General features: G+C 41.5%; 12 protein-coding genes, 1 tRNA gene and 1 pseudogene. 4 read left to right on the top strand and 10 right to left on the bottom strand.

Annotation, left to right across the window (positions count from 1 at the left end; all coding sequences use genetic code 11):
• Positions 1 to 65: 65 nt before the first annotated feature.
• Positions 66 to 956: a LysR family transcriptional regulator gene (locus J1G47_RS04905; RefSeq protein ID WP_207326806.1), complete on the top strand. Its 891-nt coding sequence runs from the start codon at positions 66 to 68 to the stop codon at positions 954 to 956.
• Positions 957 to 1,066: 110 nt separating this feature from the next.
• On the opposite strand, the gene J1G47_RS12025 is transcribed toward J1G47_RS04905, so the two are convergent.
• Entirely contained in the window at positions 1,067 to 5,131 is a 4,065-nt protein-coding gene (locus J1G47_RS12025) for a YadA-like family protein (protein ID WP_207326805.1), read from the bottom strand.
• Positions 5,132 to 5,525: 394 nt separating this feature from the next.
• Between J1G47_RS12025 and J1G47_RS04895 the strand changes: the two are divergent.
• Positions 5,526 to 5,726, top strand: a pseudogene (locus J1G47_RS04895) (IS5/IS1182 family transposase); the annotation flags it as partial.
• Between the two features lie 58 nt (positions 5,727 to 5,784).
• Here J1G47_RS04895 and J1G47_RS04890 read toward each other — a convergent pair.
• From J1G47_RS04890 to rdgC, 9 genes are all read right to left on the bottom strand, one after another.
• Positions 5,785 to 6,162, bottom strand: coding sequence for a hypothetical protein (locus tag J1G47_RS04890; RefSeq protein WP_159179893.1), 378 nt, complete (start codon positions 6,160 to 6,162; stop codon positions 5,785 to 5,787).
• Positions 6,155 to 6,415, bottom strand: coding sequence for a hypothetical protein (locus J1G47_RS04885; RefSeq protein WP_005713820.1), 261 nt, complete (start codon positions 6,413 to 6,415; stop codon positions 6,155 to 6,157). Before J1G47_RS04885 ends, J1G47_RS04890 begins: the two co-directional genes overlap by 8 nt.
• A 139-nt stretch (positions 6,416 to 6,554) precedes the next feature.
• On the bottom strand, positions 6,555 to 9,095 hold the full coding sequence (infB, locus tag J1G47_RS04880) for a translation initiation factor IF-2 (protein WP_207326804.1): 2,541 nt from the start codon (positions 9,093 to 9,095) through the stop codon (positions 6,555 to 6,557).
• Between the two features lie 17 nt (positions 9,096 to 9,112).
• Entirely contained in the window at positions 9,113 to 10,645 is a 1,533-nt protein-coding gene (gene nusA / locus J1G47_RS04875; RefSeq protein WP_005713823.1) for a transcription termination factor NusA, read from the bottom strand.
• Positions 10,646 to 10,659: 14 nt separating this feature from the next.
• On the bottom strand, positions 10,660 to 11,121 hold the full coding sequence (gene rimP / locus J1G47_RS04870) for a ribosome maturation factor RimP (protein WP_005713825.1): 462 nt from the start codon (positions 11,119 to 11,121) through the stop codon (positions 10,660 to 10,662).
• A 201-nt stretch (positions 11,122 to 11,322) separates the two neighbouring features.
• Positions 11,323 to 11,399 (bottom strand) — tRNA-Met (locus J1G47_RS04865).
• A gap of 93 nt (positions 11,400 to 11,492) precedes the next feature.
• Positions 11,493 to 12,548 (bottom strand): ferric ABC transporter ATP-binding protein, encoded by a 1,056-nt coding sequence (gene fbpC, locus J1G47_RS04860; protein ID WP_207326803.1) that lies wholly within the window; start codon positions 12,546 to 12,548, stop codon positions 11,493 to 11,495.
• Positions 12,532 to 14,595 (bottom strand): ABC transporter permease, encoded by a 2,064-nt coding sequence (locus tag J1G47_RS04855; protein WP_207326802.1) that lies wholly within the window; start codon positions 14,593 to 14,595, stop codon positions 12,532 to 12,534. The genes fbpC and J1G47_RS04855 overlap by 17 nt, the downstream gene beginning before the upstream one ends.
• A 251-nt stretch (positions 14,596 to 14,846) precedes the next feature.
• Positions 14,847 to 15,764, bottom strand: a complete 918-nt coding sequence (gene rdgC, locus J1G47_RS04850; RefSeq protein ID WP_005713829.1) for a recombination-associated protein RdgC — start codon at positions 15,762 to 15,764, stop codon at positions 14,847 to 14,849.
• Positions 15,765 to 16,104: 340 nt separating this feature from the next.
• Between rdgC and agaR the strand changes: the two genes are divergently transcribed.
• Both agaR and J1G47_RS04840 read left to right on the top strand, forming a co-directional pair.
• Complete coding sequence (gene agaR, locus J1G47_RS04845) at positions 16,105 to 16,866, top strand: transcriptional repressor AgaR (protein WP_207326801.1); 762 nt, start codon at positions 16,105 to 16,107, stop codon at positions 16,864 to 16,866.
• Between the two features lie 51 nt (positions 16,867 to 16,917).
• Positions 16,918 to 18,048 (top strand): SIS domain-containing protein, encoded by a 1,131-nt coding sequence (locus tag J1G47_RS04840; protein WP_207326800.1) that lies wholly within the window; start codon positions 16,918 to 16,920, stop codon positions 18,046 to 18,048.
• Positions 18,049 to 18,050: the final 2 nt, after the last annotated feature.

Genomic DNA, 18,050 nt, shown 5'->3' with positions numbered 1-18,050 from the left:
ATTGCATCAAAATTTTTGTAACAATAGCAAGCATTTCCCTAAAAGACAATATCAAGCTAACATCTATGGATAAACTCAAGGCAATAAACCTATTTTGTAAAGTCATTGAAACCCAAAGTTTTACCCAAGCGGCACAACAAGAGCAGATTTCTCTTGCAATGGCGAGTAAACTAGTTGCTCAATTAGAAGAACACCTCAACGTTCGCTTATTACAACGTACCACACGCCGTATCAGTCCAACGGAAGCAGGTTTACTTTTTTACCAACGCTGTCAGCCCATTTTAAACGAACTCAAAGATGCTGAAGCCTGTGTAACGAACATTACCTCAACACTACAAGGGAAGCTCACAATGTCGTTGCCGATGGATTTTGGCTCCCGTTTTGTTGCCCCACATTTACACCGTTTTACCGAAACCTATCCACATCTGCAACTGAATTTGGAATTTAGCGACCGTCGTGTTGATGTCGTGGCTGAGGGTTATGATCTTGTTTTGCGTATCGGTAAGCTCGAAGATAGTTCTATCGTGGCAAAACGGATCGCACAAGCACAACATCTGATCGTGGCTTCCCCTCGCTATTTTGAAAAATTTGGCACGCCACAAACCGCTTTGGAATTACAGCAACATCAATGTTTGCTCTATGAAAACCAAACTTTATGGCAATTTAATGAAAACGGTCATCAAATTAAATTTAAACCCCAAAGCCAAGTTTATAGCAACAATGGCTATGCGTTGGTGCAAATGGCAAGAGCAGGACACGGGATCATTAATATCCCTAAATTTTTACTCAAAGATGAACTTGCTTCTGGTGAGCTGATACCGATTTTGCCCCATCTTGAGCAAGAGTTATTAGATATTAGTTTACTCTATCCAAATCGCCGTTATCTTTCGCCTAAAGTTAAAGTGACGATTGAATTTTTTAGTCAGCTTATGCAAGAACAGAAAATACACCTCTAACAGACTTAACCAGCACCATCCTATTAAAAATCACACAAAGAATCAAAGGCTGCCATCAATACACTTGAAGGCAGCCTTTATTATTAATATTTACTCAGATATTTAATATCTTACCACTGTAATGCAATACCTGCACCAGCATTGTATTTGCCTTGCGAAGTTGCACCTGCAGAAACTTTAAGAATCACACGACCATTATCAGACATTCTTGAGAATCCAACAGCAACTGCATTTTGTCCCTCGAAAGTACCAATACCAGCACCCAATGTGCTTTTACCTGGTAAAGTCACTTGTGGAATATTGCTCATAGCTGTTGTTGCAGCAATACCCGCACGAAGTTGACGCCCTTCTCTCTCTAACTTCGCACCCAATCTATGTGCAACATTATACAACTGGCTACCATTAATCGCATCGGTACTTTGCTCAGAGATTAAACCAGGTGCAACGTTTTGAATACGGCGAGTTTCCATTGTACCATCGCTGTTTACATTACCCACGCTCACCACGCCTTTCACTTCAGTTGCTTTACCGCCGGCATAAGCGTTATACACACCACCTGTTACTTGGCTTTCTAAAGCACCCGCTCCCGCAGTGGTTGCACCTGCTGCCACATAGCCTGAGTTTGTTCCCAAGAATACCGAGTTGTTGGTTGTATTGGTAATCTTGTTACCCAATGCAAAGACATTTTCGTTCTCAATCGTATTATTGTTACCCACAGAATAAGAGTTATCAGCATTAATCACACTTGGGTCACCAAATGCACCGGAGTTATTGCCGTTCACTACGTTACCCGTACCGATAGAGATAGATTGGTTGCCCACAGCCTTAGCATTATCACCAATAGCTATCGATTTTTCGCCTGAAGCAATTGCAACGTTACCAATAGCCACCGATTGTATGCCAGCTAATGTACTGTTACCAAATGCGACCGCTCTATCCCCTTTCGCGTGAGCTTTGTAACCAACTGCAGTAGAGTATGAACCTGAAGCTATTGAGTCCACTGTATTCGACTTATGGTTAATTTGCTCCTCTGCATTATGACCATCATTGGTGTGGAAGAACCTGATACGATTGGTTAAAACATAAACTTGGCGACCATTCACTGCATCAGTACTATTTGGTGAAATATCACCATCAGCAATACCACTCAGTTTCACACGAGGATCAACTTTCTCTTTATATTTCTGGAGATTGCCATTCTCATCAAGAATAGGTTGTTTAGTCACTGGGTCCCATTTAACAAACTCTTCCTCGACTTTCTCTCCTGCACCAGTAAGGTTGATTGTATTCTTATCACCAGTCATTGTCGCAGTGCCTAAAGTCACAGAATTTAAGTTCGTTAAATCCTTGTTCATTTTCACAACAAGTTTGTTATCTGCCTCTTGCGCTTCCACATAAAGGTTATTAGCCGCTGAGTCCTTACCATTCCATTTGCCTTCACCCTCAACGGTTAACTTCGTACCCAATGGACGATGTACAGTGGTATCGGCGTTGTTACCCGTCAAGTCTAAGCCCGCTTGTGCAATGGCTTGTAAGTCTTTTACTGTCGCTACATTATTTAACGCATTACCCGTTTGAGCCAATAAGCCGCCTTTACCGTCTTTGTTATCACCAGCAATAGCTTTTTGTGCATCTGTAGGGGTAAGTGCCGTTTTATTTGATTCAGCATCATCTTTCAAACCTAAACCACTTCCCACATTTTCTCCTTTTGGACCAGCTGGCCCCATTGGACCCGCAGGGCCTTGTGGTCCTGCTGGACCCGCAGGGCCTTGTGGTCCTGCTGGACCCTGCGGTCCTTGTGGTCCTGCTGGACCCGCAGGTCCTTGTGGTCCCGTTGGACCCGCAGGCCCCGTTGGACCCGTAGGTCCTTGTGGTCCTGCTGGACCCGTTGGACCCGCAGGTCCTTGTGATCCCGTTGGACTCGCAGGGCCTTGTGATCCCGTTGGACTCGCAGGTCCTTGTGGTCCCGTTGGCCCCGTAGGTCCTTGTGGTCCCGTTGGCCCCGTAGGTCCTTGTGGTCCCGTTGGACCCGTAGGTCCTTGTGGTCCTGCTGGACCCGTATCACCTTTGTCACCCTTAGCCCCTGCTGGACCCGCAGGTCCTGGAAGACCTTGTTCACCTTTAGGACCCGGTTCACCCTTAGGTCCCGCTGGACCCGCAGGGCCAGTTTCACCCTTAGGTCCCTCTGGACCCGCAGGGCCAGTTTCACCTTTCTCTCCCCTAGCACCTGGAGCTCCATCATTTCCTTTTGGACCTTGTATGCCCTGAGCACCCGCTGGACCTGCCGGACCCCTCGGACCTGTTGGACCAGCTTCGCCTTTTGGTCCTGGATCACCATTATCGCCCTTAGGTCCTTTTGGACCTTGTGGTCCAGCTGGACCTACTGGACCTGCTGGACCCGCAGGGCCAGTTTCGCCACGATCTCCTTTTTCACCTTTCTCGATAATGCTATGCGAATTATCTGTATAGGTAATTTTTAGATTGCCATTTGATTCTTTTTCCGCACTTTTAATTAACTTACCCATAGCGGCAATCTTATCAATTTTATCTTTGAGATCTTTCTCTAATTTAACCGTAATCGTACTGCCCTGAGCATAGGAAGTAATACCATTTTCTCCTTTTACAGTGAGCTTACCTTCCCAAATGCCTACCTTGCCACTACCGCCGTTATCGCTTCCTATTTGCATGGTGAGCGATTTAAGCTGTGCCACGTTTACTGCATCGGTATCTTGTGTACCAGCCGCCACATTGACGATTTGGCGTTTGATGTTGTCATTACCCACAGAAACCGCACCAATAGGAATAGGATTAGGATTGTTATCAACACTTTCTGTAGATTTAAAGCCGTTAGCGTCAGTGCTTGTCCCTGTTGTTACAGAATAAGACTGTTTTGCCCCTTCAATACCCCCTCTCGTTTCTGCTCTAGATCCATAACCCAATGCCACACCGCCACCCACGGTGACAACGGTATTATTACCAAGTGCGGTTGCTCTAGCAGCACTACCATTTGTTTTGGCTCTTTCACCCACAGCAACAGAGCTCCTACCACCAGCAGAGGCCATATAACCCAAGGCAGTAGCATGACTTTCAGCAGTTGCTTGGCTTCCAACTACCACTAAGTTTTGACCTGTCACATCGATATGGGCACCCACAACAACAGAAGATGCCCCTGCTGTTGTCGCAGACTTACCTATCGCAATGGAATCTGTCCCAACACCTTTCGAGTTCCAACCAAGAGCAACGGCGTAGTTTCCATTAGCAGTTGCACTACCACCAACCGCAATACCGTACTCATTGGTAGACTTACTATTCGCACCGATAGCAATGCCTTCATCTTTACTTGCAGATGCTAAAGGACCTAAAACAATAGATCCTTCGCCCTTAGCCAAAGAACCACCCCCAATAGCAATAGAGGCTCCACCACTCGCAGTTGTTATTTTTGGTGTTTGGGATTGGTCTTGGGATTGGACTTGGCCTTGGACTGTATCATCAGGTTGATATTTCGTTGTTTTTAAATCATCTCCACCGATTGATATGGAGCCATACCCCTCCGCTTTGGCATTTGCCCCGATAACAATAGATTTTGCCTTACTTGCAGTAGCAGAGTGACCTATTACAACTGCTTGTTCAATATTTGCCGCACTGGCTTGTCTGCCTAAGACAACAGATCCCTTTCCCGCTTTTGAAGCACTCCCGATGGCAACTGCTTCCTTCCCATCTATTTTAATATTGTTGCCTACCGCAACAGAGTTTACGTGGTCTTTGTGGTCTCCTGCTTGTGTGTCATAACCTATCGCAATATTATGCCTAGCTTCAGCTTTTGACTTCTGACCGATAGCAATAGCACCATACGAAGCCTTACTCTCTTTACCAATACCAATAGTACCGGCGTCATATCCATTATTCGATGTAGTAGCACCATCTTGAAGATATGCTTGTGCGGTATTTGTTGTGTTAGCAGCAGCTGATGGACTAAAAAATATACCTAGTAATACTAGACTTAAAAGACTTAATTTAAATTTATCTTGCTGTTTATCTAAAAAATAATCTGAGGTGCATACTTGAGCTCTTTTATCCGTGTAAGTGGATGTTTTGGTATGAGACTTTACTAACTCAGACACAACCACCCAAGCCTGTTGAGCATGACTCCAAATAACTCTAAATATTTTATTCATAATAACCTTCTCTACTGTTTTTCCTAATAAAACATCGTAAACCTTTATTTACATTTTCAGGATGTACAAATGCCCCCATCGCCCTCGCTTTCGCTCGGGCACTTCCCCCGCAAGCGGGGGAAGTTAACTCCTTGACAAACCATATATTAGATGGATTGAATATTGTAGGGTGGGTTTTAACCCACCAATAAAATCAATATGTTACGGCTACATGGTGGGTCAAGACCCACCCTACAAGCTACTTCCCCCACAAGTGGGGGAATCTCAAAAATACCTGCCCCCACTCCATTGTAAAAAAAAAAAACAATGGGTCACACAAAACTAAAGATAAAATAACAAGAATTTTTCAACTTTTATCAATAAAAGTTAGAAATAATAGGCGGAAATCTAATAAGTGCTAAAGTCATTTAGACAATATATTGATTCTGAATGGATTTTTATTGATAGCAGTGTCATCAAGGCTCACCAGCATGCAACAGGTGCAAGCGGTCAAAATCCGCAAGCGATTGGCAAAAGTGTGGCAGGTAATAGCACAAAAATTCATTTAGCAGTAGATAGTTGTGGAAATCCTATTGATTTTGTTCTGACGGGGGGCTTTGAATTTACATAAACTGACACTTTTTTCCACTCTTAAAGGATACCAGTAATGTCATTTATCTAAGGTAAGAAGCTGTGGGTAAATTAAAAGGCGGGTGAGCTGAATAATCGACTATTTTTACTCGATCACTAAAACGCTGATAATGCAGCACATATTCAGACGTTCTATCGCCAAAAGGTTTACTTAAATCAAAGGCAAGGATACCAATGTGGTAATGCCATAGATGATTTTCTCGCGCATATTTTACTTTTTGAGCAAAGTGCGGATCGTTTTTATGCACGTTGTCGGAAGATTTATTCCTGCCTTCAAGGTTGGTAAAACCGAATTTCAGAATATGCTCAACGAATTCAACGATCGCATCTTGGTCTTTTACTGGAAAATTGGCAAATTCTTTACGAAAAAGTGAGCCATATTCAATTGTCAAGTTAGCCATTAAGTAACCACTCCTTAATTGCTTTTGCACTTGTTAAGTCCGAAGGCATTTCAATAGTTTCACTTTCAACGTGTGCTTTCATTCTTTCTAGATCGTAGTTAAATGCAGGCTCTTCCACCTTATCGGCAATTTGTTTTTCTACGTTTTGAACGTAAGAAATTAGTGCTTGTTTTTCCATTCCTGATTGAATTGCTTGCACAATACACGCCATTTGTTGATGAAAGTAATCCGATTGAATATAAATTTGAGCCATATTACCTCCAATGTTGAATAGGGTTGCATTTATTCTAACAGAAATTTTTGTTGGAAGAATAAAAAATAACGGCATAACGAGAAATCATTATGCCGTTAAATTTGTAGGGGCAAATGACATTTGCCCTAATATCAATAGATTAAATCGAACGTTTAATCTCAACCACTTCGAATACCTCGATTTGGTCGCCGACTTTTACATCATTGTAGTTTTTCACGCCGATACCACATTCCATACCGTTACGGACTTCTGAAACGTCGTCTTTGAAACGACGCAGAGATTCTAACTCGCCTTCAAAAATTACGACGTTATCACGTAATACACGGATTGGGTTGTTACGTTTGACGATACCTTCAGTGACCATACAACCTGCAATTGCACCGAATTTCGGGTGACGGAAGACATCACGCACTTCTGCCAAGCCGATGATTTCTTGTTTAAATTCAGGTTGTAACATACCGCTCATTGCTGCTTTGATTTCGTTTAATAGCTCATAAATGATTGAATAATAACGTAAATCAATGTTTTCGCTTTCGATAATGCGACGTGCTGAGGCATCTGCACGGACGTTAAAGCCAAGTACAATAGCGTTAGACGCTGCCGCTAAGGTTGCATCGGTTTCCGTAATACCACCTACGCCAGAGCCAACTACTTTCACTTTTACTTCTGCTGTTGAAAGCTCGTGTAAAGATTGAACAATCGCTTCTACAGAGCCTTGTACGTCTGCTTTCACAATCACGTTCAATTCTGCAACATCGCCTTCCGCCATATTGCTAAACATATTTTCAAGTTTCGCTTTTTGTTGGCGAGCCAATTTCACATCACGGAATTTACCTTGACGGTATAACGCCACTTCTCGTGCTTTTTTCTCATCACGCACCACTGTCGCTTCATCACCTGCGGCTGGTACGCCTGAAAGTCCTAATACTTCCACAGGAATTGATGGACCAGCTGATTCAATGTCTTTACCATTTTCATCACGCATTGCACGAACACGGCCATATTCAAAGCCACAAAGTACGATGTCGCCTTTGTTTAACGTACCTGATTGAACAAGGATAGTTGCAACTGGGCCACGACCTTTATCGAGGTAAGATTCGATAACCACACCGCTTGCCATACCCTCTTTTACCGCACTTAATTCTAATACTTCCGATTGAAGAAGAATGGCTTCAAGTAAGTCGTCAATCCCCATTCCTTTTTTCGCTGAGACAGGAACAAATTGAACATCACCACCGAATTTCTCAGAAATCACTTCGTGTTGTAATAACTCTTGCTCTACACGCTCTGGGTTTGCTTCTGGTTTATCAATTTTGTTTACCGCAACCACGATCGGCGCACCAGCTGCTTTCGCGTGTTGGATTGCTTCAATGGTTTGTGGCATTACGCCATCGTCAGCTGCTACTACAAGAACAACGATATCTGTTGCTTTCGCACCACGCGCACGCATTGAGGTAAATGCCGCGTGTCCTGGTGTATCTAAGAAGGTAATCATCTTACCGTCGTCGGTTTCAACGTGATATGCACCGATATGCTGAGTAATACCACCAGCTTCACCTGCTGCTACTTTCGCTTTACGGATATAGTCTAATAATGAGGTTTTACCGTGGTCAACGTGTCCCATAATGGTCACAACTGGCGCTCGGGTTACTTTTTCTGCGTGTAAGTCACGATCTTCTAAGATCGCTTCTTCTAACTCATTTTCTTTACGCAGAATAACTTTGTGTCCCATTTCCTCTGCAACAAGCTGTGCAGTTTCTTGGTCAATCACTTGGTTAATGGTCACCATTTCGCCCATTTTCATCATTGTTTTGATGATTTCGGTCGCTTTTACTGCCATTTTGTTCGCAAGTTCTGCCACAGTAATAGTTTCACCGATCACCACATCACGCGTAACTGCTTGAGCTGGCTTAGTGAAGGCTTGTTGTAATGCACTGCCTTTCTTCGCGTGTTTACCCTTGCCTTTGGTATCTTTTTGGTTACGGCGGTCAGATTGACGTTCATTTTTACTGCCGTTTTCATCATCACGTCCGCCTTTTTTGGTTTTCGCTACACCGCCTTTGCCACGTCCACGATTGCCTTCACTACGACGCTCAGAATCACGTTCTGCTTCTAACGCATATTTAGAAGTAAAGCGGTCATCTTCATAGTCTTCACCATTTTCAATCGCTTCTTCACGGGCAATTTCTGCTAAACGACGAGTATTTTCTGCTAAACGGCGAGCATTTTCTGCTGCACGTTTTGCGTCCATTTCCGCTTTTTGGCGAGCCACTTCTTCTTGCTTACGACGCAATTCAGCTTCTTCTTTACGTTTTGCCTCTTTTTCAGGATCAACCGCTTTTTCTTGTTTTGGTTGAGCTTCTGCTTTTGGTTGCGCTGGTTTTGGTTGTTTATTTGGCATTACAGGCACTTGATGTACCGTTTTTTTTGCTTCTTCGGCTTTGGCAGCTTCTGCTTTTTTAGCCTCTTCTTTCGCTTTAGCTTCCGCTTCTTGTTTAGCTTTTAGTGCTTCTTCTTGGGCTTTTTTAGCTGCTTCAGTATCCACTTTGCGAGATTTACGCACTTCCACTTGCACTTCTTTTGCTTTACCGCCTGCAGTCGTACCGCTCACGGTTGTTTTAGTACGACGCTGTAAACTTAATTTCTTCGGTGCGTCTGTTTTGATTTCATTTTCACTCATTCTTTCTCTCCCTGTTTTTAGCTAAACCAGCAAATTTGACGAGCAGCCATAATTAATTCTGCGGCTTTTTCTGCGGTTAATTCTTCAATATCAGCTAAATCATCAACACTTTGCTCTGCAAGGTCTTCAAGAGTGGTAATCTGTTTTTCTGCTAATTTAAAGGCGATATGGCGATCCATACCTTCAAGATTTAACAATTTATCTTCAATATGTGCCTGTTTTAATGCTTCTTCTTCCGCTAACGCTTTAGCTGTGATCGCATTTTTAGCACGCACTTGAAGTTCTTCAACTAGATCTTCATCTTCTAAGCCATCAATTGCTGTCAGTTCCTTAACTGGTACATAAGCAATTTCTTCTAATGAGGTAAAGCCTTCTTCAATTAAAAGATGAGCAAATTCTTCATCAATTTCTAAAGCGTCCATAAAGAGATTAATCACTTTATTGTCTTCTGCTTGATGTTTTTTTTCTAACTCATCGGTTGTCATCACATTTAATGTCCAACCTGTTAATTGGGTGGCTAAACGTACATTTTGACCATTACGACCGATAGCTTGTGCAAGTGCGTTTGCTTCAACAGCAATATCCATTGAGTGATTGTCTTCATCAACAACGATTGAGCTAACATCAGCAGGTGCCATTGCGTTAATCAAAAATTGTGCTGGGTTGTCGTCCCACAACACGATATCTACACGCTCACCGCCAAGTTCGTTAGTAATTGCCTGTACACGCGCACCACGCATACCGACGCAAGCACCTACTGGATCGATACGTTTATCATTGCTTTTCACGGCAATTTTGGCGCGAGAGCCTGGATCACGAGAAGCCCCTTTGATTTCAATCACTTCTTCACCGATTTCAGGTACTTCAAGTTTGAATAACTCTTGTAACATCACTGGTTTTGCACGAGTAACGAATAGTTGAGGACCTTTTGACTCGGGCTTAATTGCATAAAGTACACCACGCACTCGGTCACCTGGGCGGAAGTTTTCACGCGGTAACATATCTTCACGCACAATCACTGCTTCAGCTTTAGTGGTATCGTCCTTTTTACCTGCAAGCTCAAGAATAATACTTTCACGACTTACTTTTTTTACAGTACCGATAACAATTTTGCCTTCTTCTGAACGGAATTGTTCAATCACTTTATTACGTTCCGCTTCACGAATTTTCATGGTGATCACTTGGCGAGCGGTTTGCATTGTTATACGGTCGAATGCGATAGACTCAATCTCATCTTCAACATAGTCACCTAATTGAATGTTCGGGTCTTCAAATTGAGCCGCTTCTAAAGTAATTTCACGAGTGTGGTGATGCACTTTTTCTACCACTAACCAACGGCGGTAAGTAGTAAATGCTCCTGTTTTACGGTCAATCACTACACGCACATCAATATCAATGCCGTTGCCCGTTTTACGATCTTCACGTTCTGCAGCCGCTTTCTTTTTCGTTGAAATGGCTAATGCGGTTTCAAGTGCCTCAAAAATGGCATCTTTTGGTAATAATTTTTCATTGGATACCGCTTCTGCGGCTAATAAAATCTCTTTACTCATTGGTTTTGATTTCCTTAGAAATTAAAAACGGGGATTAAATTTGCTTTTTGAATGTTGCCAAAGGCAAAAGCCTGTAAATTACCATCAACTTTTAAGGTAATTAAATCACCTTCAACACTCACTAATTCACCTTGCCATTTACGGCGATCTAACATTGGAATGCGTAAATGAACAACAATTTCACGCCCAACAAAGCGTTGATAGTGGGCTAATGTAAATAATGGACGATCTAACCCAGGGGAAGATACTTCTAGGTTATATTTATCCGCAATCGGATCTTCCACATCAAAAATCGCACTCACTTGACGGCTAACATCGCTACAATCATCAACCGTAACACCGCCTTCTTTATCAATATATAAGCGTACAGTTAAAAAACGACCTGCACGTTGGCACTCAACGCCGACAAGTTCAAATCCCATTGCATCAATGGGATCGGCGACAAGCTCTTGTAATTTTTGTTCTAATGTTGCCAAGGAAACCTCCATTTGACAGATATAAAAAAAGGACTTGAAAAAGTCCCTTTAACACAACAAAGCTGACTATGTAGCCACAAAAAAGCCTCAAACTACAACAGTTGAGGCTTCAAGCGGTTTGTTTTATCTAACATTTTACAATTTCAAATGCCTAGATAGAACAAAACTCATCGTCTTAACCAAAACAATGAGCCTTAAAACTGGTTGCGGGAGCCGGATTTGAACCGACGACCTTCGGGTTATGAGCCCGACGAGCTACCAAGCTGCTCCACCCCGCGTCTGATGTGGTGCATTATAGGGGATAAAAAAATCCGTGCAACTCTTTTTTTTAGAAATTAAGAATGAATGCTAGATTTTTAGTCAAAATATGCTTAAGCATTATCTTTCAACAAAAACACCCCTTTATTTTTTATTTCTATATAACAATTTCTTTGGGATTCATCATAATCTTCTGGGTTAAGGTTAATCATTAATATTTTCCCTTGCCAAAGTGCGGTAATTTCCCAATGGTTTCCCATATAGACAGCCTGCTTAATTTCACAATATTGAGCTGCAGTTCCATCACTTAACAAGCGGATACTTTCTGGTCGTAATCCGACAAGACAATCCCCATCAGGTACTTGAAAACGTGCTGCATTTTCAAGGGTAAAAGCAAACTCACCGATATTAATTTGATTGCCTTGTCGTTTTCCTGAAAAAATGGTTGATTCCCCCATAAAATGAGCAACAAAGAGAGAGTTTGGCTGTAAATAGAGATTTTTAGCCGTATCTTTTTGCATAATGGTACCCTGATCCATCACAATCACTTCATCAGACACTGCAAAAGCTTCACTTTGATCGTGAGTAACATAGAGTGAAGTAATATTGAGCCGTTGTTGTAACTCGCGGATTTTTTCTCGCATTGAACGGCGTAAATTCGCATCTAGACTACTTAGAGGCTCATCAAATAAGAGAACTTTAGGCTTGAGAATTAACGCTCTTGCTAATGCCACTCGTTGTTGCTGTCCGCCTGAAATTTGATCGACATAGCGATCTTCAAACCCTATCAGATCGACTAACTCTAATGCTTCTTTTACTCGCTGTTTTCGCTCTTCTTTGGATACACCCTGCATTTTTAGCCCATATTCCACATTTTCACCAATCGACATATGTGGGAAAAGTGCGTAAGACTGAAATACGATACAAATATCTCGCTGTTGCGTTGCGTTGTGGGTAACATCTTCGCCGTCAATAAAAATTTGTCCTGCTGTGGGGCTTTCTAAACCTGCAACTAAACGTAACACAGTGGTTTTGCCACAGCCAGAAGGACCGAGTAACGTGACCATTGTGCCTTGTTTAATTGAAAAGTTTAAGTTATCTATAACCCTATGTTTACCAAAAGATTTGCTGATATTTTTCAACACGAGAAAATCATTTTTTTGTTCCATTTTTCTCTCCAAATTCATCTTTTTGCTTTGAACGGGCTATATGCGTATCGCCAACAAGCCAATCAAATAAGAAAATCATTGCCAGCATAACTACAATCAACATTGAGCCATAGGCAATCGCCATTCCATATTCCCCATCCTCTACTCGATTTAAAATATATGGGGTTGCGACGCGTGTGTCTGCTGTAACTAAAAAGATGATCGCACTGACTGTTGTCATTGATCTAATAAAACTCGTAACTAAGGCAGAAAGTAACGCCGGTTTTAAAAGCGGTAAAGCGACAAAGCAGATTGTTTTTAATGTTCCAGCTTTCAGTGAGAGCGAGGCTTCATCTAAGGCTTTATCTAACTGTCTTAATCCAGCAATAGCCGCCCTCATTCCTACTGGCATATTCCGCATCACCATAGACAAAATAATAATAAGCCCTGTTCCTGTCAGGTAAATAGGTTGATGGTTAAAAGCCAGAATATAGGATACCCCAGTCACTGTTCCTGGTACGGCAAAACAAAGTAACGTCAGAAATTCTAAGGGCTTTTTCCCTTTAAAATCACGGCGAACAGTAATATAAGCAATCAACAAACCAAAAATAGCCGTAATCGGTGCTGCACTAGCAGCAAAAATAACCGTTTGGATTAAAGATGGCCACGCTCCACTATTAAACCCTTGTCCAAAAAGATTGAGGTAGTTATTGAATGTCAATGTGTGGTCTATTCCCCAACTTACGGTAAAGCTACCGTAAAAAATACTACCGTATAGTACAAAGTTAAACAGAACCCAAAAACCTAAAGTGCAAATAATTGCCCATTTCATACCGCTTGGTAATGCTTGTACATCGCCTCGATAGGATTTACCTGATACGGTGATATAAGATCGATTGCCAATCCAGAGATATTGCACCACAAAAATCGTAAGGGAAAAGAGTAACAAGATCACCCCTAATGTACTTGCTGAGGCATAATCTAATTGTGAACCTGCAATGTAGAAATAGATTTGAGTGGCAATAACATCAAAACTTCCACCTAAAACTAAAGGGGTGCTAAAGTCTGCAAGCGATTGGATCACCACAACTAAAAACGAGTTGGCTAACGCTGGCTTGAGTAATGGAAAAATAATATAGAAGAAGGCTTGATAGCGGTTAGATCGTAAAGTATAAGCGGCTTCCTCAACAGATGGGTGAATAGATTTTAATGCACCGTCTAAAATCATAAAAGACATTGGGGTCAGAGCGAGGGTATGGGCAATCACTATCCCTGTAAAACCATAAAGCCAGTTATTACTAAAGCCAAGATAATCGACTAAAAAAGCAGTCACATAGCCCGAACGTCCTAACATAAGGGTGACACCTAAGCCAACAACAAATGGCGGTGTTACAAGGGGTAAGATAGAGAAAATTTTACCAATAAACGCCGTGCGTTTTGCAATCCGTGTGGTATAAAGAGCAAAGGCTAAACCAAACAACGTAGATAAAATCCCAACAGTTGTCGCAACACTTAATGAATTACCAATCACTCTTAATACATAAGGCTGTTGTAAGATAGACAACACTTGACTTGGTACAAATTCACTGCCGTCGTAAAACATTGAGATGAAAATTGCCAGTGTTGGATAGACCATAAAGAAAAAGATCAACAAAATAATGCTAATCAATGAGGCAATAATAAATCTGTCACCCTGCATTATTTTTAATTCAGCAAGGGCATTTGTCGCTAACGCAATCAACGCAACAATTAAGAAAAAGACCGCATAACCTAAGCTGATTTTTGCTAAAATTGCGGAAAGAAAGATAAAGAGAAACAGCCCAACTGCCCCAAATAACTCACATTTACTTCGTAATGTTGAGGGTGTTTTGTTCGGATACAGATAAAACAGTAGGGGAAAAAACCATATCCAAGTAAGGTTAATATCATTCCACCCCATCGCCTGTTGAAATTCGGCTGAAGTTGCTCCAAACAGTCCATATTGCAATGCTTTTACTGGGAAAAAGCAAAAGCCTAAAAAAGCAAAAATAACCCAAGTCAATGAATGACGAAAAAAAAATGTTTGCATAACCCTCTATAACATCTATTCCACAATCTTTCATCATTCTACTATTAAACAAAATGATAGAATAGTTAAATTATAATTCAGCACCAACTAAAGAATAATCAACCCGATCTTCAAAAAAAGATCGAGTTTGAGTGTCATACTTTAAGAACGCCCAGCAAAAAAAGCGAATCGTTCTAAAATAGAACCATTCTAGCTCGAAAAAAACAATCAAGTTTCCAAATAAAAATATTGGCTGAGAAATAGTAGACCAGCTAAAAAGATAACAAGGAATTTACCCCCCCAAACTCTTCCGTCAATTTTTCTGTAAACAGACGTAATTCTTCCGTCATTAACAGAAAATCCGCATCGAAACGTTGGGCTTTGTCTTCTTTCAAAATATCATCGTTCTTTTCACGCACTTCATCGGCAAATTTGACACGGGCAAGAGTGGCATCTTCGTTCAACACAAAAGAAAAATGATTTTCCCAATCTAACGCAAGTTTTGTGACAAATTTACCCGCTTGTAAATGTTGGCTGATTTCGTCGCTTTCTAAATCTTGGCGTTTACAACGGATTACGCTGTCGGTATCAAAAGATTTTAATTCCGCTTCTTCTAGAAGTGTCAGCCAGCTTGGTGTATGCCCTTTTGCCACCCAATTTGTCATCACTTCGCTCGGTTGTAGCGTGAAGGAAATCGGCACAACAGGCAGAGAGCCAAGGGATTTGCGTAATAAAGCAAGGGTATCTTCGGCACGTTTTGCCGAGCCACTATCTACATAAACGAGCTGTTTATCTAAGTCTAGCCAAATCGCCGTAAATTGATGTTTACTAAACGCACGGGGCAATAACATTGCCACTACATCATCTTTGATCGCCTGCTTTTCCGTTTTCTTCAGCTTGCGTTGTTCTTTTTGTTCTAAGGCTTCAATACGATTTTCCGTTTCTTTTTTGACAACGTGAGCTGGCAATAATTTTTCTTCTTTATGGGAAACCAGTAGGAACTGCTGACCCTGTGCAAAGTGCAACAGTTCACTTCCTGCAAGCGGTGACGACCAGCCAAATTTTTGCATATCGCTTTGTTGGCAAGGGGTGAATTTTGTTTGCTGTAATTGTGCGTCTAATTCACTACTGGTGAAGCGTAATTCACTAGTTAAACGGTAAATCATTACATTTTTGAACCAATATGTCATAACATCTCTCTTTATCTAAAATTCATTATCAATCAATAAGTTACTGAAAGTTCATCATTCATTACTTTGATTATATCACCATAACTCAAAATGATAGTAACCATTTTGAGCACGAATATCACAATCACTTAGTCTTGGTATAGAAGTATAGTAGGAAACTTTCCAAGCCCAAATTACTATAAACGTGACAAAACATTTTCTTGCTTAAAACACCAAATGTAAATTTTGTGATCTTTATCTCATTTTCGAATATTTTCGATTGTTTTTGTTTTTAAGGGGTATAAACTTACTTTCGAAAGCAATCGTAGTATGCAGTGGTTGTTTTGATGTAGGAGAGAAAATGAAAAGTAGCGTAGAAAGACGTTCTGATATTTTGGCGTTATTGCAAAAAACAGGCAGTCATCGAGTTGAAGCATTGTCTCAGCATTTCGGGGTTTCGACGGTTACTATCCGTTCGGATCTTAATGTGTTAGAGCAACAAGGCTATATTACAAGATCGCACGGTTTTGCGGTATTAAATTCCAGATTAATGGCGGAACTTTCTATTGCGGATAAACGCAATAATTATCCCGAACTCAAACAACAGATTGGTCATCTTGCCGCTTCTTTGTTAAAAGAGGGTGAGAAGGTGATTTTGGACTCTGGAACGACAACGAAAGCAATCGTAAGTGCTATCGGTGATCTTAACTTGACAGTATTGACAAATGGGCTTGATGTCGCAATGGCGTTGGTTTCTTGTCCGAATGTGGAAGTAAGAATGACGGGTGGTGTTTTACGGAAAAATGCGATGTCGTTTTCGGGAGTAATGGCGGATAAGAATTTGCAACATTATCGCTTTGATAAAGTCTTTTTGGGTGTTGATGGTTTTGACTTACAAAAAGGGGTCACAACCTTTAACGAGCAAGAGGCTCAGCTAAATCGCTTAATGTGCGATGCGGCGGATCAGGTGATTGTGGTGACTGATTCAAGCAAATTTGGTCAATATAGCCATTTTGTTATTTGCCAAGCCAATCAAATAGATGTGTTAGTCACGGATAATAAAATTCCTCTAAGTTATCGAGAGTATCTCGAAAATGTCGGGGTGCAAGTGTTAATTGCGTAGTTTCATTCTCTTTCCTTATAAATAAATCCATTTATTTGTGAGGGAAATGCAATGATCCTCAATATTGCTAACCAAACATTAGAAAAACAGAACGCTTTTTGGACGGCAAAGGAAATTGCCCAACAGCCGGCGACCTGGCGTGAAACGGTTTCTATTGTGAAATCGTCACTTGTTATTCCATTTCTTCAGCCTCTTGTTGAATATGCAAAACAAGGCGAACTTCGTGTTATTTTTACGGGGGCTGGTACTTCCGCTTTTATTGGTGAGGTTGTTGCACCGATATTAAGCCAGCATTTAGGCTGTGCTGTCGAAGCGATTGCAAGTACCGATCTTGTATCCAATCCTTATCAATATCTTTTTTCAGATAAACCAACACTTTTAGTTTCTTTTGCTCGTTCAGGCAATAGCCCTGAAAGTATTGGTGCAGTAGAGCTTGTCGATGAGATTGTCGAGGAAGCGTACCATTTAACCATAACGAATAATGTCAATGGGGCATTATTTAAAAAATGTCAGCAAGATCCGACCGCTTACCCATTAGCATTACCAGAATCAACCCACGATAAAGGTTTTGCAATGACTTCCAGTGCCAGCAATATGATGTTAGCCGCATTAGTAGCATTTTTACCTGATGTGTTTGATGATAGCTGGGTTGAAGGTGCTATATCGGTAACAGAGCAGTTATTAGAACAGGATCTGCTCGAAATCCAACGTTTAGCCCATCTGCCATTAAAACGGATCGTCTATTTAGGCAGTGGGCATTTCCAAGGGCTTGCCCGTGAAACCTCTTTAAAATTACTTGAACTCACCGCTGGTGAACGTCTTGGCTTCTTTGAGTCGTCAATGGGCTTCCGCCACGGACCAAAATCCCTTGTTCAAGATGAAACGCTCATTTTTATCTTCTTATCTCAGCAACCTTATACCGCACAATATGACCGTGACCTGTATCAAGAGTTAATCAGAGATAAAAAAGCCAGAGAAGTGGTGTTACTAGGCGATACAAGCGGTTCGATCCGAGCTGAAATTCACAAATTAGATGACGCAGCACGGATTTTCCCATTCTTAGTGATTGGGCAACTTTACTCGTTTTATAGCTCGCTCTATCTCGGCTACACCACGGATAACCCTTGTCCGACAGGCGAGGTTAATCGTGTGGTGCAAGGTGTAACGATTTATCCATATTGATA

The organism is Glaesserella parasuis, assembly GCF_017352235.1.
Lineage (GTDB): Bacteria > Pseudomonadota > Gammaproteobacteria > Enterobacterales > Pasteurellaceae > Glaesserella > Glaesserella parasuis.
Note: the sequence above shows the minus strand (reverse complement) of the source record. Positions and strands in the feature narration are given on the sequence as shown.